The 19,830-nt window shown below is 43.4% G+C and carries 17 protein-coding genes, 2 tRNA genes and 3 rRNA genes; 21 read left to right on the forward strand and 1 reads right to left on the reverse strand.

The features are described from left to right. The first annotated feature begins 209 nt into the window (after nucleotides 1–209). The 18 genes from LCD32_RS18790 to rsmI all read left to right on the forward strand — a co-directional run bounded on the left by LCD32_RS18790 (nucleotide 210) and on the right by rsmI (nucleotide 14,536). A 16S ribosomal RNA gene (locus LCD32_RS18790) occupies nucleotides 210–1,758 on the forward strand. Between the two features lie 96 nt (nucleotides 1,759–1,854). After that, a tRNA-Ile gene (locus LCD32_RS18795) sits at nucleotides 1,855–1,931 on the forward strand. A gap of 14 nt (nucleotides 1,932–1,945) precedes the next feature. Continuing rightward, a tRNA-Ala gene (locus tag LCD32_RS18800) sits at nucleotides 1,946–2,021 on the forward strand. Nucleotides 2,022–2,119: 98 nt separating this feature from the next. Further along, a 23S ribosomal RNA gene (locus tag LCD32_RS18805) occupies nucleotides 2,120–5,050 on the forward strand. A 61-nt stretch (nucleotides 5,051–5,111) separates the two neighbouring features. Further along, nucleotides 5,112–5,227: ribosomal RNA gene (gene rrf / locus LCD32_RS18810) — 5S ribosomal RNA — on the forward strand. The 16S, 23S and 5S rRNA genes sit together here with 2 tRNA genes alongside, the layout of an rRNA operon. 170 nt (nucleotides 5,228–5,397) lie before the next feature. Continuing rightward, a complete protein-coding gene (locus LCD32_RS18815; RefSeq protein ID WP_017359334.1) occupies nucleotides 5,398–5,589 on the forward strand; it encodes a sigma factor G inhibitor Gin in 192 nt (63 codons plus the stop codon). A gap of 128 nt (nucleotides 5,590–5,717) precedes the next feature. Then, on the forward strand, nucleotides 5,718–6,332 hold the full coding sequence (locus LCD32_RS18820; RefSeq protein ID WP_017359333.1) for a 5-bromo-4-chloroindolyl phosphate hydrolysis family protein: 615 nt from the start codon (nucleotides 5,718–5,720) through the stop codon (nucleotides 6,330–6,332). Nucleotides 6,333–6,353: 21 nt separating this feature from the next. After that, a complete protein-coding gene (locus LCD32_RS18825; protein WP_060780661.1) occupies nucleotides 6,354–7,415 on the forward strand; it encodes a toxic anion resistance protein in 1,062 nt (353 codons plus the stop codon). 77 nt (nucleotides 7,416–7,492) lie between these two features. Then, nucleotides 7,493–8,899, forward strand: coding sequence for an aminotransferase class I/II-fold pyridoxal phosphate-dependent enzyme (locus tag LCD32_RS18830; RefSeq protein ID WP_060780662.1), 1,407 nt, complete (start codon nucleotides 7,493–7,495; stop codon nucleotides 8,897–8,899). After that, nucleotides 8,896–9,534 carry a dTMP kinase gene (gene tmk / locus LCD32_RS18835; protein WP_007496237.1) on the forward strand — a complete coding sequence of 213 codons (639 nt, stop codon included), beginning with the start codon at nucleotides 8,896–8,898 and terminating at the stop codon, nucleotides 9,532–9,534. Before LCD32_RS18830 ends, tmk begins: the two co-directional genes overlap by 4 nt. A 79-nt stretch (nucleotides 9,535–9,613) precedes the next feature. Next, the gene (locus LCD32_RS18840; protein ID WP_012008640.1) at nucleotides 9,614–9,943 is read left to right on the forward strand and encodes a cyclic-di-AMP receptor; all 330 of its coding nucleotides are present in this window, start codon (nucleotides 9,614–9,616) and stop codon (nucleotides 9,941–9,943) included. A 12-nt stretch (nucleotides 9,944–9,955) separates the two neighbouring features. Further along, nucleotides 9,956–10,396, forward strand: a complete 441-nt coding sequence (locus LCD32_RS18845) for a YaaR family protein (RefSeq protein ID WP_008341898.1) — start codon at nucleotides 9,956–9,958, stop codon at nucleotides 10,394–10,396. Between the two features lie 11 nt (nucleotides 10,397–10,407). After that, nucleotides 10,408–11,397, forward strand: a complete 990-nt coding sequence (gene holB, locus LCD32_RS18850; protein WP_224564523.1) for a DNA polymerase III subunit delta' — start codon at nucleotides 10,408–10,410, stop codon at nucleotides 11,395–11,397. 2 nt (nucleotides 11,398–11,399) lie between these two features. Continuing rightward, nucleotides 11,400–12,227 carry a stage 0 sporulation family protein gene (locus LCD32_RS18855; protein WP_007496230.1) on the forward strand — a complete coding sequence of 276 codons (828 nt, stop codon included), beginning with the start codon at nucleotides 11,400–11,402 and terminating at the stop codon, nucleotides 12,225–12,227. Between the two features lie 14 nt (nucleotides 12,228–12,241). After that, nucleotides 12,242–12,595 (forward strand): DNA replication initiation control protein YabA, encoded by a 354-nt coding sequence (yabA, locus tag LCD32_RS18860; protein WP_007496228.1) that lies wholly within the window; start codon nucleotides 12,242–12,244, stop codon nucleotides 12,593–12,595. A gap of 55 nt (nucleotides 12,596–12,650) precedes the next feature. Continuing rightward, entirely contained in the window at nucleotides 12,651–13,394 is a 744-nt protein-coding gene (locus LCD32_RS18865; protein WP_017359328.1) for a tRNA1(Val) (adenine(37)-N6)-methyltransferase, read from the forward strand. After that, nucleotides 13,381–13,680 (forward strand): GIY-YIG nuclease family protein, encoded by a 300-nt coding sequence (locus tag LCD32_RS18870; RefSeq protein ID WP_017359327.1) that lies wholly within the window; start codon nucleotides 13,381–13,383, stop codon nucleotides 13,678–13,680. The genes LCD32_RS18865 and LCD32_RS18870 overlap by 14 nt, the downstream gene beginning before the upstream one ends. Beyond that, nucleotides 13,655–14,536, forward strand: a complete 882-nt coding sequence (gene rsmI, locus LCD32_RS18875; protein ID WP_060780664.1) for a 16S rRNA (cytidine(1402)-2'-O)-methyltransferase — start codon at nucleotides 13,655–13,657, stop codon at nucleotides 14,534–14,536. The genes LCD32_RS18870 and rsmI overlap by 26 nt, the downstream gene beginning before the upstream one ends. 44 nt (nucleotides 14,537–14,580) lie before the next feature. On the opposite strand, the gene LCD32_RS18880 is transcribed toward rsmI, so the two are convergent. Beyond that, nucleotides 14,581–14,871, reverse strand: coding sequence for an AbrB/MazE/SpoVT family DNA-binding domain-containing protein (locus LCD32_RS18880; protein WP_087975202.1), 291 nt, complete (start codon nucleotides 14,869–14,871; stop codon nucleotides 14,581–14,583). Between the two features lie 519 nt (nucleotides 14,872–15,390). Between LCD32_RS18880 and metG the strand changes: the two genes are divergently transcribed. From metG to LCD32_RS18895, 3 genes are all read left to right on the forward strand, one after another. Then, nucleotides 15,391–17,391: a methionine--tRNA ligase gene (metG, locus tag LCD32_RS18885; protein WP_060780665.1), complete on the forward strand. Its 2,001-nt coding sequence runs from the start codon at nucleotides 15,391–15,393 to the stop codon at nucleotides 17,389–17,391. Between the two features lie 81 nt (nucleotides 17,392–17,472). Beyond that, nucleotides 17,473–18,240 carry a TatD family hydrolase gene (locus LCD32_RS18890; protein WP_050826832.1) on the forward strand — a complete coding sequence of 256 codons (768 nt, stop codon included), beginning with the start codon at nucleotides 17,473–17,475 and terminating at the stop codon, nucleotides 18,238–18,240. 244 nt (nucleotides 18,241–18,484) lie between these two features. Beyond that, nucleotides 18,485–19,687 (forward strand): G5 and 3D domain-containing protein, encoded by a 1,203-nt coding sequence (locus tag LCD32_RS18895; protein ID WP_060780666.1) that lies wholly within the window; start codon nucleotides 18,485–18,487, stop codon nucleotides 19,685–19,687. Nucleotides 19,688–19,830: the final 143 nt, after the last annotated feature.

Raw genomic sequence — 19,830 nt, forward strand, 5'->3', positions numbered from 1 at the left:
CGAAAAAACATAATAACAAAAAAGTTGTTGACACTAACAACTTGGACGTGATAAGATGTTCTAGTCGCTTCTGAAGCGGTAAACAAGTTCTTTGAAAACTAAACAAGACAAAACGTACCTGTTAATTCGAGTTTTTATAAAAAAATCCTATGATACATCATAGGTAGTCAGTCAAACGCTGACGAAAAACAAAACTTCGGTTTTGTACTTTTTCGGAGAGTTTGATCCTGGCTCAGGACGAACGCTGGCGGCGTGCCTAATACATGCAAGTCGAGCGGACAGAAGGGAGCTTGCTCCCGGATGTTAGCGGCGGACGGGTGAGTAACACGTGGGTAACCTGCCTGTAAGACTGGGATAACTCCGGGAAACCGGAGCTAATACCGGATAGTTCCTTGAACCGCATGGTTCAAGGATGAAAGACGGTTTCGGCTGTCACTTACAGATGGACCCGCGGCGCATTAGCTAGTTGGTGAGGTAACGGCTCACCAAGGCGACGATGCGTAGCCGACCTGAGAGGGTGATCGGCCACACTGGGACTGAGACACGGCCCAGACTCCTACGGGAGGCAGCAGTAGGGAATCTTCCGCAATGGACGAAAGTCTGACGGAGCAACGCCGCGTGAGTGATGAAGGTTTTCGGATCGTAAAGCTCTGTTGTTAGGGAAGAACAAGTGCAAGAGTAACTGCTTGCACCTTGACGGTACCTAACCAGAAAGCCACGGCTAACTACGTGCCAGCAGCCGCGGTAATACGTAGGTGGCAAGCGTTGTCCGGAATTATTGGGCGTAAAGGGCTCGCAGGCGGTTTCTTAAGTCTGATGTGAAAGCCCCCGGCTCAACCGGGGAGGGTCATTGGAAACTGGGAAACTTGAGTGCAGAAGAGGAGAGTGGAATTCCACGTGTAGCGGTGAAATGCGTAGAGATGTGGAGGAACACCAGTGGCGAAGGCGACTCTCTGGTCTGTAACTGACGCTGAGGAGCGAAAGCGTGGGGAGCGAACAGGATTAGATACCCTGGTAGTCCACGCCGTAAACGATGAGTGCTAAGTGTTAGGGGGTTTCCGCCCCTTAGTGCTGCAGCTAACGCATTAAGCACTCCGCCTGGGGAGTACGGTCGCAAGACTGAAACTCAAAGGAATTGACGGGGGCCCGCACAAGCGGTGGAGCATGTGGTTTAATTCGAAGCAACGCGAAGAACCTTACCAGGTCTTGACATCCTCTGACAACCCTAGAGATAGGGCTTTCCCTTCGGGGACAGAGTGACAGGTGGTGCATGGTTGTCGTCAGCTCGTGTCGTGAGATGTTGGGTTAAGTCCCGCAACGAGCGCAACCCTTGATCTTAGTTGCCAGCATTCAGTTGGGCACTCTAAGGTGACTGCCGGTGACAAACCGGAGGAAGGTGGGGATGACGTCAAATCATCATGCCCCTTATGACCTGGGCTACACACGTGCTACAATGGACAGAACAAAGGGCTGCGAGACCGCAAGGTTTAGCCAATCCCACAAATCTGTTCTCAGTTCGGATCGCAGTCTGCAACTCGACTGCGTGAAGCTGGAATCGCTAGTAATCGCGGATCAGCATGCCGCGGTGAATACGTTCCCGGGCCTTGTACACACCGCCCGTCACACCACGAGAGTTTGCAACACCCGAAGTCGGTGAGGTAACCTTTATGGAGCCAGCCGCCGAAGGTGGGGCAGATGATTGGGGTGAAGTCGTAACAAGGTAGCCGTATCGGAAGGTGCGGCTGGATCACCTCCTTTCTAAGGATATATGGAGCAGCGTACGTTTTTCGTCTTGTTTAGTTTTGAAGGAACTTGCAAAAGATCCTACAACATCATATCTTCGATATGAAAGATGGGCCTGTAGCTCAGCTGGTTAGAGCGCACGCCTGATAAGCGTGAGGTCGGTGGTTCGAGTCCACTCAGGCCCACCATCTTCTATTAAATCGGGGCCTTAGCTCAGCTGGGAGAGCGCCTGCCTTGCACGCAGGAGGTCAGCGGTTCGATCCCGCTAGGCTCCACCAACGTGTTCTTTGAAAACTAGATAACAATAAGTAATACATTCACATTGAATGCAATGCAAAGTTCATCACACATAGTGATTCTTTCTAAAGTAAGAAATGGTTAAGTTAGAAAGGGCGCACGGTGGATGCCTTGGCACTAGGAGCCGATGAAGGACGGGACGAACACCGATATGCTTCGGGGAGCTGTAAGCAAGCTTTGATCCGGAGATTTCCGAATGGGGAAACCCACTGCTCGTAATGGAGTAGTATCCATACTTGAATACATAGAGTATGAGAAGGCATACCCGGGGAACTGAAACATCTAAGTACCCGGAGGAAGAGAAAGCAAATGCGATTCCCTGAGTAGCGGCGAGCGAAACGGGAACAGCCCAAACCAAGAGGCTTGCCTCTTGGGGTTGTAGGACACTCTATACGGAGTTACAAAGGAACGATATAAGCGAAGAGGTCTGGAAAGGCCCGCCAAAGAAGGTAACAGCCCTGTAACTGAAATGTTGTTCTCTCCAGAGTGGATCCTGAGTACGGCGGAACACGTGAAATTCCGTCGGAATCCGGGAGGACCATCTCCCAAGGCTAAATACTCCCTAGTGACCGATAGTGAACCAGTACCGTGAGGGAAAGGTGAAAAGCACCCCGGAAGGGGAGTGAAATAGATCCTGAAACCGTGTGCCTACAAGTAGTCAGAGCCCGTTAACGGGTGATGGCGTGCCTTTTGTAGAATGAACCGGCGAGTTACGATCCCGTGCAAGGTTAAGCAGAAGATGCGGAGCCGCAGCGAAAGCGAGTCTGAATAGGGCGCATGAGTACGTGGTCGTAGACCCGAAACCAGGTGATCTACCCATGTCCAGGGTGAAGTTCAGGTAACACTGAATGGAGGCCCGAACCCACGCACGTTGAAAAGTGCGGGGATGAGGTGTGGGTAGGGGTGAAATGCCAATCGAACCTGGAGATAGCTGGTTCTCTCCGAAATAGCTTTAGGGCTAGCCTCAAGGTAAGAGTCTCGGAGGTAGAGCACTGATTGGACTAGGGGCCCCTACCGGGTTACCGAATTCAGTCAAACTCCGAATGCCGATGACTTATCCTTGGGAGTCAGACTGCGAGTGATAAGATCCGTAGTCGAAAGGGAAACAGCCCAGACCGCCAGCTAAGGTCCCAAAGTATACGTTAAGTGGAAAAGGATGTGGAGTTGCTTAGACAACCAGGATGTTGGCTTAGAAGCAGCCACCATTTAAAGAGTGCGTAATAGCTCACTGGTCGAGTGACTCTGCGCCGAAAATGTACCGGGGCTAAACGTATCACCGAAGCTGCGGACTGTTCTTACGAACAGTGGTAGGAGAGCGTTCTAAGTGCAGTGAAGTCAGACCGGAAGGACTGGTGGAGCGCTTAGAAGTGAGAATGCCGGTATGAGTAGCGAAAGACGGGTGAGAATCCCGTCCACCGAATGCCTAAGGTTTCCTGAGGAAGGCTCGTCCGCTCAGGGTTAGTCGGGACCTAAGCCGAGGCCGAAAGGCGTAGGCGATGGACAACAGGTTGATATTCCTGTACCACCTCCTCACCATTTGAGCAATGGGGGGACGCAGGAGGATAGGGTAAGCGCGGTATTGGATATCCGCGTCCAAGCAGTTAGGCTGGGAAATAGGCAAATCCGTTTCCCGTGAAGGCTGAGCTGTGATGGCGAGCGAAATTTAGTAGCGAAGTTCCTGATTCCACACTGCCAAGAAAAGCCTCTAGCGAGGTGAGAGGTGCCCGTACCGCAAACCGACACAGGTAGGCGAGGAGAGAATCCTAAGGTGATCGAGAGAACTCTCGTTAAGGAACTCGGCAAAATGACCCCGTAACTTCGGGAGAAGGGGTGCTTCTTAGGGTGTTAAAGCCCCGAGAAGCCGCAGTGAATAGGCCCAGGCGACTGTTTAGCAAAAACACAGGTCTCTGCGAAGCCGTAAGGCGAAGTATAGGGGCTGACGCCTGCCCGGTGCTGGAAGGTTAAGAGGAGCGCTTAGCGTAAGCGAAGGTGCGAATTGAAGCCCCAGTAAACGGCGGCCGTAACTATAACGGTCCTAAGGTAGCGAAATTCCTTGTCGGGTAAGTTCCGACCCGCACGAAAGGCGCAACGATCTGGGCACTGTCTCAACGAGAGACTCGGTGAAATTATAGTACCTGTGAAGATGCAGGTTACCCGCGACAGGACGGAAAGACCCCGTGGAGCTTTACTGCAGCCTGATATTGAATGTTGGTACAGCTTGTACAGGATAGGTAGGAGCCTTGGAAACCGGAGCGCTAGCTTCGGTGGAGGCATCGGTGGGATACTACCCTGGCTGTATTGACCTTCTAACCCGCTGCCCTTATCGGGCAGGGAGACAGTGTCAGGTGGGCAGTTTGACTGGGGCGGTCGCCTCCTAAAATGTAACGGAGGCGCCCAAAGGTTCCCTCAGAATGGTTGGAAATCATTCGCAGAGTGTAAAGGCACAAGGGAGCTTGACTGCGAGACCTACAAGTCGAGCAGGGACGAAAGTCGGGCTTAGTGATCCGGTGGTTCCGCATGGAAGGGCCATCGCTCAACGGATAAAAGCTACCCCGGGGATAACAGGCTTATCTCCCCCAAGAGTCCACATCGACGGGGAGGTTTGGCACCTCGATGTCGGCTCATCGCATCCTGGGGCTGTAGTCGGTCCCAAGGGTTGGGCTGTTCGCCCATTAAAGCGGTACGCGAGCTGGGTTCAGAACGTCGTGAGACAGTTCGGTCCCTATCCGTCGCGGGCGCAGGAAATTTGAGAGGAGCTGTCCTTAGTACGAGAGGACCGGGATGGACGCACCGCTGGTGTACCAGTTGTTCTGCCAAGGGCATCGCTGGGTAGCTATGTGCGGACGGGATAAGTGCTGAAAGCATCTAAGCATGAAGCCCCCCTCAAGATGAGATTTCCCATTCCGCAAGGAAGTAAGATCCCTGAAAGATGATCAGGTTGATAGGTCTGAGGTGGAAGCGTGGTGACACGTGGAGCTGACAGATACTAATAGATCGAGGACTTAACCTATATTCTAATGTGAAAAATGAACATTGTTATCTAGTTTTGAGAGAACATTCTCTCCATCAGGTTTGGTGGCGATAGCGAAGAGGTCACACCCGTTCCCATACCGAACACGGAAGTTAAGCTCTTCAGCGCCGATGGTAGTTGGGGGTTTCCCCCTGTGAGAGTAGGACGCCGCCAAGCTTTTCAAAGGATCAGTTCCAATCGGAACTGGTCTTTTTTGTATTTTAAAAAAGGAACAAACACTCGATCTGGCATGGATACATATACTAAACTATCATCTAAAACATTCTTAATTTTGTATACAATTGAAAGCGCTAGGGCATACTGAAGCTATAAGTGGAGGTGTCACAATGAGCAAAAAAGAGCGAGAAGCAATTTGTTTGATTTGTGAAGAGAAAAAAACAAAGGGAATTTATTTATATCATCAGTTTTTATGCCGAGATTGTGAACGGAAGTTAATTTCTACATCAACCTCGGATCCTAGTTATGCTGATTATGTAAGAAAGCTTAAAAATCTTCATACGCCGCCTTTGTATTCATAGACCATTAGATGGTCTTTTTTTATGGGCAATCGGGGATTGGGCCTGTTTTTTGGAACTTAGTTTGGACATCAACCGTAATAAATAATAAGATAAACAGAGAGCCTGATTATTCATAGGAGTCGATGAACATGAAATCAATTTTTTACACATTTGTATGGGCCGTTCTCTCTACTCTTTTTTCGCTGGTGATTTTAACTGTCAGTATTGGTGTTTTCCATCATCATGTTGGATTGTCGATACTGTATGCGATGATTGGGTGGGGTGTGATGTTTGCAGGAAGCCGATGGGCTGCCTTCCAGTTGTTTTTGAAGAAACACGGACTGTCTCGCAGTGATTATGTATATATTAAACAGCACTTAAAAGAAGCTGGGCAAAAGCTGGTTCGTTTGAAAAAAGCTTTATTTGCTGTGAAGAACGTACAGACGATCAAGCATAATTATGAAATTCTTCGGCTTGCACGACGCATCTATACGATAACAAAAAAGGAACCGAACCGGTTTTATGATGCACAGCGGTTTTATTTTGAGAGTTTGGATTCTGTTGTTGAATTAACTGAGAAATATGCACTGCTGTATAATCAGCCGAATCGTAGCCATGAGCTTGAAATGACATTAAGCCAAACTCGAGTTACGCTGACTGAACTGCAAAAGCAATTGACGAATGATTTACAGCAAGTTTTAGGAAGAGATATAGAAGCACTTCATATTGAACTTGAAGTGGCCGATAAAATGATTAAAAAATAGATATGAAAGGAGTCAAACTCGATGAAACCAGAAGATCCAGTCATACCACCAGCCCCATCTACTACAGATCTTCCGTTTCGGGTGTTTGATACCTTATCTGATGAGGAAAAGCAGGAGGCGCTACAGCGAGCTGAGAAGATCCCTGACCATCCACAAAAACTGCTTTTCTATGGCACACGTGTGCAGGAACGATTGTTAGAACAATCAAAACAAATGATGCAATATGTGGAGAAAAAAGATATTGACCAAATCGGAGACGTTCTAGAAGCTTTTTTACAGCAACTGCATTTAGTGGAGCCAGAGGATTTATTGCCAAAGAAGCGAGGCTTTTTTTTAAGGTTATTTCAGCGAGAAAAGCGTTCTACTCAGGAGATCATATCTCGTTTTAAACAAGCAGAAGCACAGATAGAGAGATTGTCAGCAAGGCTTCGTTACGCCAGAGGTGTGTTAATTTCGGACCATAAGTTATTGGAGCGTTTATTTGAAGAAAATCAATCATACTTTCAAGAGATGACGTTACAGGTTGCAGCAGTTGAAGCAAAATTGACGCTGTTAGAGCAACATGCCCTAACAGAATCACAGTCACATGATCGGACATTTGAGGAACAATTGATGAGTCGGGAAGTCGATGAAGAAGAATATATGGAGAGATTAAAAGAACGGAAGTATGATTTGCTGTTGAGCCGTCAAATCGCACTGCAATGTAATGCCCAAATTCGAATGATTCAGCATACAAACCATACATTAGCCAATCATATTCAATCAACTGTTTCCGCATCAATTCCTTTATGGATCAACCAAATGTCGATTGCGTTCAATCATATTCAGCAGCGAGCCAATTCAGCACTTGAACAGCGTATCCAGCAAACATATGAACAGATATCGAAGCAGCAAGGACAGCTTCTTGAAGATGCATCCTTAACGCCTATAGATACGTTGAAAAAGGTTCAGCGCCAATTGGCCGAAACATTGCAGGAAACGTTGCAGGTAAAAGAACATGGGAGCCAAGAACGAGCTCAATTAAAAAGCAGCATGCATGAGGCAGAGCAGAAGCTGGTGAATCATAAACCAATAAAGGAATGAGAATCCATCTTTCAGTTCACTTGTTTGAACGTTATAATAGATATAAGATATCGTTTAAGTGAAAAGGGTCGATTTGTTTGAAAACACCTTTATATACAGCATTATCACAACATGCGGAAAAGAAGCCCTATTCTTTTCACGTTCCGGGACATCACAATGGAGATGTCTTTTTTGATGAGGCACGGTCCTATTATGCACCCATTCTTCAGCTGGATGTGACAGAACTTGAAGGTCTAGATGATCTTCACCATCCGACTGGGGTGATTCAAGAGGCAGAGGATTTATTGGCAAAGCTATATGGAGCTAAACAAAGTTTTTTCCTTGTGAATGGCACAACCGTTGGCAATTTGGCGATGGTGATGTCTGCGTGTCAGGCTGGGGAGGGCATTTTCGTTCAGCGAAATTGTCATAAGTCTGTGTTCCATGCGATTGAGCTTGCGGGAGCGACGCCTATTATGTTAGAAACTGAGAGTGATCCGTACTTGCACGTCCCAACCCATGTGACGGAGGAAACAGTCAAACAAGCTATGGCGACACATCCTAACTGCCGGGCAATTGTTTTGACATATCCGAACTACTACGGACATGCAGCTGATTTATCAAGACTCATTCAAATGTGTCATGAAGCTGGCATCATTGTATTAGTTGATGAGGCACATGGTGCTCATTTTGTATTAGGCGGTGCCTTTCCTCCATCTGCCCTTTCCTATGGAGCAGACGTGGTGGTACAATCAGCACATAAAACCCTTCCGGCAATGACGATGGGGTCTTATCTCCATCTTCAAGGAGACCGAATGGATGTGAAGCGGATAAAGACGTTATTAACGATGCTTCAAAGCAGTTCACCTTCTTATCCAATTATGGCTTCGTTAGATTTGGCGAGAGCTTATGTGGAGGAGTTGAAGGGAAAAGGGTTAATGGATGAAATCATGAGAGACTTGGCAAAGCTGAAAGCACAGTTCAATATGATCTCCAATCTCGAAGTGGTTGAGTCTGACTCTTTACCTATGGATCCATTAAAATGTGTCATTCGTTCAACAAAAGGGCTGACAGGCTATGAACTCAAAAAGGTGCTTGAGTCGGTGGATGTTCACCCAGAACTTGCGGATGAACATCAAGTGTTACTCGTTTTTGGTCTAAGACATACAAAGGACATTCCTTTTACAGCTATAGAGCAGGCTCTTCAGCAAAGTGATTCATTGCTTGTAAAAAAAGAGCTTCAAACGGGATCGCTCTTCTTAGAGGACGATCAGCAAAAGCGAGATGTAGAAGCTGTTCCATTCGAAAAAGCAGCTGGCCGGATTAGTGCAGAATCGGTCATTCCCTATCCGCCTGGTATTCCTTTGATGATTAAAGGAGAACCGATTGAATCAGATCAAATTGCGACGTTAAGCCGTTTGCTTGGGCATCAAGTTCATGTGCAAGCAAGTCAGGTGATTCACCAGAGAAAATTATATGTTTATATAGAAGAGGAGACACTATGAGCGGTATGTTTATTACGTTTGAAGGACCGGAGGGTGCTGGAAAAACGACAGTGATTCGAAAAGTGTACGAAGAAATGGAACGTCAAGGCTATGCAGTGATGGCGACACGTGAGCCCGGAGGCATTGACATTGCAGAGCAAATTCGTGAAGTCATTTTAAATGAAAAAAATACAAAAATGGACGCAAAAACAGAGGCATTGCTTTATGCAGCAGCTAGAAGGCAGCATTTGGCTGAAAAAGTAGAACCGGCATTGAAGCGGGGGGAAACTGTTTTATGTGATCGTTTTGTCGACAGCTCCCTTGCTTATCAGGGCTATGCGAGAGGGCTTGGGATTGAAGAAGTCAAATCCATTAATGATTTCGCCATTGATGGCACGATGCCACAAATGACCATTTACTTTTCCATTACACCAGAGGAAGGTCTAAAGCGAATTGATGCCAATCAAGGAAGAGAAAAAAATCGATTAGACATGGAAACACTGAATTTTCATCAAATGGTCAGAGAAGGATATGAGCTTCTGATTGCGCAATCACCAGAACGATTCCGTGTAGTAGATGCGTCTCAGCCTGTTCAGGATGTCTTTAATGAAGTGTTTCAGCTGATTCAGGACACATTAAAGAAAAATCAAATATGACCTCATTCCCAATCGTTGTTATAATATAGAGGAAGACATCGGCATGTCACCTGTGCCTAAAATGAAGGAGGCCATTCAAATGAAATTAATTGTTGCCGTTGTACAGGATCAAGATAGCAGCAAGTTATTGAAAATATTGACTGAACATCAATTCGGCGTGACAAAATTAGCTTCGACTGGTGGATTTCTAAAGTCTGGGAATACGACTTTTATCATTGGTTGTGATGATGTCCGAGTGGATAAAGCGTTACAGCTAATCAAGGAAAATTGCCGTAAACGTGATCAAATGATCGCGCCTGTATCACCAATGGGTGGAAATGCAGATTCATATGTACCATACCCTGTTGAGGTTGAAGTTGGTGGAGCTACCGTCTTTATTCTGCCAGTTGAACAATTTCATCAATTTTAAGGATGGGTTGCTGTGAAAATTAATCAAGATATGCGGCTGCTTTTAGAAAAGCGTGAACTTCAAGCGATGAAAGGAAGCCAAACTTCAGCATCGTTTAAATCATCGATGGAGACACAAAGTGGTAAAATGCGTTTAGAGCAGCTGACAGTCATGCTGAGCGATATCGAAGTCTTCGGCAAGAAACTGACAAAGTCACGAAACCTTAAAGATTTGGCTAGGTTTAAAGGACTTGTGAAACGCTTTGTAAAAGAAACAGTCGATAATGGATTAAATATAGAGACATCAAGGAGCTTTGACATTTATGGCAACACACGAACACTCGCTTTAGTCAAAGCATTAGATGAAAAGCTGATTGAGTTAACAGAGGATATGATGAATCAGGAGAAACCCTCGATTGATTTACTTGAACGTATTGGAGAAATAAAAGGTTTATTGATTAACCTTTACACATAGAGAGTGATAACATGGCAATTAGCTGGAATGACATGAATGAGTTGCAGCCGCGCGTCATGCGGCTGATTTTTAATAGTATTGATAAAGACCGACTGGCTCATGCTTACTTATTTGAAGGAAAAAAAGGGACCGGAAAGCTAGATGCTGCGATGCTTTTAGCGAAGAGCTTTTTTTGTTTGGAAGCAGGAGTGAAACCATGTGAGTCCTGTCAAAACTGCAAAAGAATTCAGTCTGGCAACCATCCAGATTTACATCTAGTGCAGCCTGACGGTCAATCAATTAAGAAGGCGCAAGTGCAGGCTTTGCAGGAGGAATTTACAAAAGCAGGCGTAGAATCGCATCGGAAAATGTATATCATTCTCCATGCGGACAAAATGACGGTCAATGCTGCGAACAGTTTATTAAAGTTCCTAGAGGAGCCCAACCGGGAAACGATGGCAGTTTTAATCACTGAACAATCGCATAAAATGCTGGATACGATTATTTCAAGATGTCAGATGCTTAGCTTTAAGCCGCTGCAGCCGCAATCTTTGGAGCAGCAGCTTTTACAAGAAGGCGTGTCTCAGGATCTTGCAAGGCTTTTGTCGAATTTAACCAATAATTTAGCAGAAGCACTCGAATTAAGTCGAAATGATCAGTTTGCAGAGTCTAGAGCGAAAGTGATAAAATTGTATGAAGTCTTACACCAGCGAAAAGAACATGCATTTTTTTATATACAAGATCAATGGATGCCTTTTTTCAAAGAGAAAGACCTTCAAGAAACTGGTCTTGATATGCTTTTATTTATATATCGTGATGTATTGTCGATTCAAATAGGAAATGAAGATAAAGTCATTTATCAAGACTTATTCCAGACAATGAAGCAGCACGCGCTGCATTCCACACAGCAGATGGTGACGAATCAGATCCTTGCTGTATTAGAAGCGAAAAAGAGACTTCAATCCAACGTGAATGCCCAAGGGCTAATGGAGCAATTGGTGTTGATGTTGCAGGAGGGATAAGCTTGTACAACGTAATTGGTGTTCGCTTTAAAAAAGCGGGCAAAATCTATTATTTCGATCCTAATGGATTTCATATAGAAAATGATAGTTGTGTCATTGTAGAAACAGTCAGAGGTGTTGAGTACGGGCAAGTGGTCATCGCCAATAAAAAAGTAGATGAACACGATGTGGTTCTTCCTTTGCGTAAGGTGATTCGCGTCGCAGACGAACGAGACCGGCTCATCGTTGAGGAGAACAAAGAAGCAGCGATGGCAGCCTTTGACACATGTCTTCAGAAAGTAAGTGAACACGGCCTGGAAATGAAGCTGGTCGATGTCGAATTTACATTCGACCGCAACAAGGTCATCTTCTATTTTACAGCGGATGGCAGAGTAGATTTCCGTGAGCTGGTCAAGGATCTTGCATCTATTTTTAAGACGAGAATTGAACTTCGTCAAATCGGTGTAAGAGACGAGGCAAAAATGCTAGGCGGCATTGGTCCGTGTGGACGTATGCTTTGCTGTTCAACTTTCTTAGGAGATTTTGAACCTGTGTCCATTAAAATGGCAAAAGATCAAAACCTCTCGTTAAACCCTACCAAAATTTCAGGGCTTTGCGGCCGTTTAATGTGCTGCTTGAAATATGAGAATGATGAGTACGAAACAGCAAAAGAACAATTACCGGACATCGGTGAAACGATTCAGACGTCTAATGGCTCTGCAAAGGTAGTAGGGCTTAATATTTTAGAACGAATTTTGCAAGTTGAATTAACCGGGCAAGAAAAAGTGATAGAATATACTTGGGAAGAATTATTACAAGAAGGCGTTGTATCTGCACAAACAACTGAGTAACGAGGTGTGCCACCTTGGATAAAAAGGAACTATTTGATACGGTGATTAATTTAGAAGAACAAATCGGTTCTCTTTATCGCCAGCTAGGTGATTTGAAAAATCATATCGGTGAAGTGATTGAAGAAAATCATCAGCTGCAGATGGAGAATCAGCACTTGCGTGAACGTCTGGATCAATCCGATCGAGATAAATCGTCTGAGGCAGAGCATGATTCTGCCCAGAAGCCAAGTCATTCTGATATAGGAGAAGGTCATGATAACCTAGCTCGTTTATATCAGGAGGGCTTCCATATTTGTAATGTACATTATGGGAGCATTCGGAAAGAGGGAGACTGTTTGTTCTGTCTGTCATTTTTAAATAAAAAATGAGAAAAGGCTTCCGCTGAATCGGGAGCCTTTTTCACAGGAAAAGAAAGGATACATCATGGTTTCGTTAAGAGAAGATGAACGTTTAGACTACTTGCTTGCAGAAGATATGAAAATTATTCAAAGTAAAACGGTGTTCGCCTTTTCATTGGATGCAGTGTTATTAGCAAAATTTGCGTATGTGCCGATTCAAAAAGGGGAGATTATTGATCTTTGTACGGGAAATGGCATCGTTCCATTGCTGCTTTCGACGAGATCTAAAGCCTCTATTACAGGGGTTGAAATTCAAGAACGCCTGTTTGATATGGCAAAGAGAAGTGTGGCGCATAATCAACTGGAGCAGCAGATTGAGTTGATCCATGGTGATTTAAATGATATGCCTAAACGGTACGGAAACCACAAAGTAGACGTGATTACTTGTAATCCGCCATATTTTAAGACTCCTTCTAAGGATGAAATCAATGAAAATGAGTATTTGGCGATCGCACGTCATGAGATTCATTGTACATTAGAAGATGTCATTCGTGTTTCTTCCACTTTGCTAAAGCAAGGAGGCAAACTGGCAATGGTTCACCGTCCTGGACGGCTGCTTGAGATTGTTGAAATGATGAAGAAATACCGAATTGAGCCAAAACGAATTCAATTTGTATATCCGAAACAAGGAAAAGAAGCGAATACCATTTTAGTGGAAGGCATGAAAGATGGAAAGCCGGATTTGAAAATTCTCCCGCCGCTTTTTGTTTATGGAGAAGACCAAGAGTATACAAAAGAAATCAGGACGATACTGTATGGAGAAGCATAGTCATTATTTCTATGTATTGAAATGTGCAGATGGTAGTTTGTACGCTGGGTATACAAATGATTTACAAAAAAGGCTGACTGCCCATAATAGTGGGAAGGGTGCAAAGTATACGAGAGCCAGACGACCGGTGGAACTTTATTATCACGAATGTTTTTCAACCAAAAGAGAAGCCATGCAACAGGAATATCGTTTCAAAACGTGGACACGTCGAAAAAAGGACATGTATATAGAAGAAAAGCGAATCAAAAAGGAGGCGGCACATGAAAAAGACACAGAAAAGCTTTGATGGTCAATCAGAAATGGGTATTCTTTATCTCGTACCAACCCCGATTGGAAACTTAGAAGATATGACGTTTCGAGCGATACAAACGTTAAAAGATGTAGACTATATTGCCGCAGAAGATACGAGACAAACGAAAAAGCTTTGTCATGTCTATGAAATTGATACCCCATTAACGAGTTATCATGAACATAACAAAGATAGCAGTGGTCATAAGTTAATCGAATGGTTAAAAGAAGGAAAGAACATTGCACTCGTGAGCGATGCCGGTTTACCGACGATCTCTGATCCAGGAGCCGAAGTGGTTCGCGACTTTACGAACATCGGAGGCTATGTCATTCCGTTACCTGGTGCAAATGCAGCACTTACGGCACTCATTGCGTCAGGAATCGCACCACAGCCATTTTTCTTTTACGGTTTTCTTGATCGTCAAAAAAAGGAAAAGAAAAAACAGCTGGAAGCATTGAAGAAACGCCAAGAAACAATTATTTTCTATGAAGCGCCCCATCGGTTAAAAGAAACGCTGACTGTGATGAAAGAAGTGTGGGGGAACCGGAATATTGCCATTACGAGAGAACTGACAAAGAAATTTGAAGAGTTTATTCGTGGAGATTTAGAATATGCGCTGACTTGGGTGACAGAACAACAAATCCGTGGTGAGTTCTGTCTCGTCGTAAAAGGAAATGATCAGGATGAAGAAGAACTGAATGAAGAAGCTTGGTGGAATTCTTTATCTGAAAAAGAGCACGTGATCCATTACATAGAGGAAGGGTTAACGTCAAAAGAGGCTATTAAACGTACTGCGGTCGAACGTGGTGTGCCAAAGCGGACGATCTATGATGCGTATCATATTGAACAATAAAGAAAGGTTCTTGCAAACGGTGCAAGAACCTTTTTATATAAAACTTATTTTTGTGATTGAAGTTGGTTTTGGATTTCGTTAATGATTTGCTCTGCACCTTCACGGCTAAGAACTAATTTACCATTAGCAAGTTTAAGGTTATCGTCTGATACTTCACCTGTTACTTGGCAAGTCATGTTTGGTTTATATTTTTTTAGGATAATTTTTTCATCATCAACATAAATTTCCAAAGCGTCTTTTTCTGCGATTCCTAACGTACGGCGAAGCTCGATTGGAATCACCACGCGTCCTAATTCGTCAACTTTACGTACAATACCTGTAGATTTCATCTTCATTCTCCTCCCAAAAAGTTCTTATTCTTAATATAATATTATCTTCGTCATTATTCGACAAATTCCTTACATTCCTAGCATAACAAGGTTTCCATAAATCGTCAATCATTTTGTTTACTATTGTTTGTAAAATATGACTCTTAAAGTCAAAGGACCTTGAAACTACCGGTGTATAAGGATTTTTCAGAATTTATCTATAAAAATATGAAAAATGACGATAACAGATTAACAAGACTTTTGCCCTAATTTAGCCAATTGTAAATCTGGAAATAGATTTCATACGACAATATTCGACAAAATGTCGAGCGGTTTGTCGTTTTTTTCGAAAAACTCATCTTTTTCGTTCATTTCAATCTGTTCTATGTATATATGCTTGATCTTAAAGGCTAAGATGGTATCATAGAGAAAGCACAAGTGCAAAACATAATGAAATGATCTGACACATTTTAATGAAGTATGATGACCGCTCTCGTCCATTGGGCGGGAGTTTTTGACATTTACACACAAGCAGGAGGTTCCGACATGCCGGAAAAGAAAAAAACGTTTTATCTGACTACACCAATTTACTATCCGAGCGGAAAATTACATATTGGACATGCTTATACGACAGTGGCAGGGGATGCCATGGCTCGATATAAACGTCTGCAAGGCTATGATGTGATGTATTTAACGGGTACAGATGAGCACGGACAAAAAATTCAGCAAAAAGCTGAAGAACAAAATATTACACCGATTGAGTATTTAGATCCGGTCGTTGCTGACATTAAATCATTATGGAAGAAACTCGACATTTCAAACGATGATTTCATTCGTACAACGGAAAAAAGACATACGAAAATCATTGAGCAAGTCTTCCAAAAGTTGCTTGATCAAGGAGATATTTATTTAGATCAATATGAGGGCTGGTACAGTATTCCTGATGAAACATTCTATACGGAAACACAGCTTGTTGATGTTGAGCGAAATGAGAAAGGGGAAGTTATTGGAGGGAAAAGCCCAGACAGTGGACACCCTGTTGAATTGATTAAAGAGGAATCATATTTCTTCCGTATGAGTAAGTATGCAGATCGCTTACTAGACTATTACAAAAAGAACCCGTCGTTCATTCAGCCTGAATCAAGAAAGAATGAAATGATTAATAACTTTATTAAACCGGGGTTAGAGGATTTAGCTGTATCAAGAACAACCTTTGATTGGGGCATTAAAGTACCTAATAATCCGAAGCACGTCATCTATGTATGGATTGATGCGTTATTCAACTACTTAACAGCGATTGGCTACGGAACCGATCAAGATGAAAAATATAAAAAATATTGGCCTGCCAACGTACACCTAGTCGGGAAAGAAATTGTACGATTCCATACAATTTACTGGCCAATTATGCTGATGGCACTTGATCTGCCGCTGCCAAAACAAATTTTTGCACATGGCTGGCTGCTCATGAAAGATGGCAAAATGTCTAAATCAAAAGGGAACGTAGTAGATCCTGTTACGTTAATTGATCGCTATGGTCTTGATGCTCTTCGTTATTACCTGCTACGCGAAGTACCATTTGGTGCAGACGGTGTGTTTACACCAGAAGGATTCGTGGAACGTGTAAACTATGACCTTGCCAATGATTTAGGGAACTTACTTAACCGTACAGTGGCGATGGTGCAAAAATACTTCGACGGTACATTAAGCAGCTATAAGGGACCAGTCAATGAGTTTGATGAGGAACTAAAAGCTGTAGCTGAACAAACGGTGAAAGCCTATGAAGAAGCGATGGAAAACCTCGAATTCTCAGTGGCTCTTTCAAATGTTTGGACATTAATCAGCAGAACGAATAAATATATTGATCAAACAGCTCCTTGGGTATTAGCGAAGGATGAAACAAAACGAAAAGAACTGCATTCTGTGATGTACCATTTAGCAGAATCACTTCGAATCACAGCTGTATTGTTAACACCATTCTTAACAAAAACACCTGAGAAAATCTTCTTCCAGCTTGGAATTGAAGAAGAGAAACTCAAAAGCTGGGAAAGCATTCTTTCTTTCGGTGCGATTCAAAAAGCGACGGTACAAAAAGGTGAGCCGTTGTTCCCTCGTTTAGAGGTTGAAGAAGAAGTGGCATACATTAAAGAGAAGATGCAAGGAAGTGCGCCTAAGGTAGAAGAAGAGTCAGTTGAAATAGAAGAAACTGAATTACCTGAACTGGGTGCCGAAATTGCCTTCGATGATTTTTCGAAAGTTGACCTTCGTGTAGCACAAGTATTGGAAGCAGCACCAGTGAAAAAAGCTGACCGTCTCTTAAAGCTTCAGCTTGATTTTGGATTTGAAAAGAGACAAATTGTCTCAGGGATTGCCAAGCATTATCAACCAGAAGAATTGGTAGGGAAGAAGCTCGTCTGCGTAGCGAATCTCACACCAGTTAAACTAAGAGGGGAAATTTCCCAGGGAATGATTTTAACTGGAGAAACTGGTGGTAAATTGCAGGTTCTTGAAGTAGATCAATCTCTAGCAAATGGAACGAAAATTTTATAATTTAACAAAGGTGTTCCACGTGTAACATTTCGTCGAACACCTTTTGTTTTTCAGAAGAATTGTCGAAAGGAGCCATCAACCATGTTATTTGATACACATGCCCACTTAAATGCTGAACAATATAATGAAGACTTAGAGCAGGTGATTGAAAGAGCAAAAAGTGAAAAGGTAGAGAAGATTGTGGTGGTCGGGTTTGATCGTCCAACCATTACGAGAGCGATGGAGCTAATTGAAGCATATGATTTTATGTATGCAGCCATCGGCTGGCATCCTGTTGATGCCATTGATATGACAGATGAAGATTTGGCTTGGATCAAAGAATTATCTCAGCATGAAAAGGTTGTTGCCATTGGAGAAATGGGTCTAGATTACTATTGGGACAAGTCGCCAAAAGATGTGCAAAAAGAAGTCTTTAGACGTCAAATTGCTCTTGCAAAAGAAGTGAATCTGCCAATTATCATTCATAACCGTGACGCTACGGAAGATGTAGTGACGATCTTAAAAGAAGAAGGAGCGGCAGAAGTCGGAGGAATTATGCACTGCTTTACTGGCAGCCTCGAAATTGCAAAAGCGTGTATGGAAATGAACTTTTATATCTCATTCGGTGGACCTGTGACATTTAAAAATGCGAAAAAACCGAAAGAAGTTGTAAAGGATATTCCAAGCGATCGTCTTCTGATTGAGACAGACTGCCCGTATTTAACTCCAGCGCCATTTAGAGGGAAACGAAATGAGCCGAGCTATGTGAAATATATCGCAGAACAAATTGCTGAATTGCGTGAAATGAGCTTTGAAGAGCTTGCTGCATTGACAACAGAAAATGCGAAAAAAGTTTTCCGTATAAACTGACAGTATATGATGTCAATCCTTGTTTAAGCTTGTCCAATTGTGAAACATAACGAAAAAGTTCTACACGTTCGCGCCTCCTCATAGGATAAGTTGTCGATAAGTCTTTCTTCCCTTCCTTCCAAAAATCTCCCATAATAGGTTTACAATCGAGCATTTTTGTACAGTGGGTGGAAGGGTTGACAGGTTTTGAGATACTCTATATAATCTCTCCGAGGAGAAGGAGGCGTTTTTCATCGTACAAAAAATGAAAAATCTGTTTTCTGTCAAGCTAGGAAAAGGCAAGGTTTTATTTCTAGTCACTTGCTTGCTTTTAGCTGGAACTGGGACGGCTTACGGTGCGCATGAGCTCACTAAGCAGTCTATTACCATTTCAATCAATGGCAAAGAGAAGACAATTCGTACACATGAAGAGACAGTAGCACAGCTGCTTTCAGACCTTGGAATAAGGACCAGGGCGGAGGATCATATCTCTCCAAGTCTAAATACAAAGATTCAAGACAACATGAACATTGTGTATGATGCGGCTATACCGGTTCATCTCACCCTAGATGGGGAAGAGAAAACGATATGGACAACAGATCAGACGGTTGGAGCATTATTGAAGAATGAGAAGATAGATATTGGGAAGCACGATCAAGTAACTCCAGGAAAGAATGACAAGATTAAAAAGAATATGGATCTTGTGGTTCAGCAGGCCTTCCAGGTCAGCTTAAACGATGGAGGAAAGGATAAGAAAGTGTGGACCACTTCGACTACGGTCGCTGACTTTTTAAAGCAACAAGAGCTGAAGCTCAAGAAGCACGATAAGATCAAACCTGCGTTACATAGTCACCTTTCTAAAAAAAGCGCAGATGTGAAGATCACTCGGGTGGAAAAAGTCACCGATGTAGTGGAAGAGAAAATTGCTTTTGATACCAAACATAAAAAGGATCGATCTCTTGAAAAAGGAAAAGAGAAGGTGCTTGAAAAAGGTGAAGAAGGTAAATTGAAGAAGCACTATGCCATTGTGAAAGAAAACGGCAAAGTGGTTTCTAAAGAATTAATTAAAGAGGTTACTGCAAAAGACAGTAAGGATCGTTTAGTGGCCGTTGGTACACAAGTGTCCAAGAAAGAACCTAAAGCGTCCCCTGCGGTTTCAAGAAGTAATGAATCGTCAGGAAAAGAGTTCTATGTGACGTCCACAGCTTATACAGCGGGCTGTGCTGGATGTACGGGTAGAACGTCTACAGGCTTTAATTTAAAAGCAAATCCGGGTGCAAAGGTCATAGCAGTTGATCCGAGTGTCATTCCGCTGGGCTCTAAAGTGTATGTGGAAGGCTATGGGTATGCCGTTGCATCAGACACTGGATCTGCTATAAAAGGGAATAAAATTGATGTGTTCGTCCCAAGTAAGTCGGCAGCTTATCAATGGGGAAATAAACGAGTGAAAATTAGAGTGCTCAAATAAACACATCAAATCATTTATATGAACAGAGGGCTTTGCGCACCCTCTGTTTTTTTGGTTATAATAGAAGCACTGTTTTCTAATTAATTAGACGCAAAAACAGCATGGAAGGTTTCATTTTTTGACAAAAAAATGTAGATTGTTTT

This window comes from Bacillus sp. RSS_NA_20, from assembly GCF_020165915.1.
Lineage (GTDB): Bacteria > Bacillota > Bacilli > Bacillales > Bacillaceae > Bacillus > Bacillus altitudinis.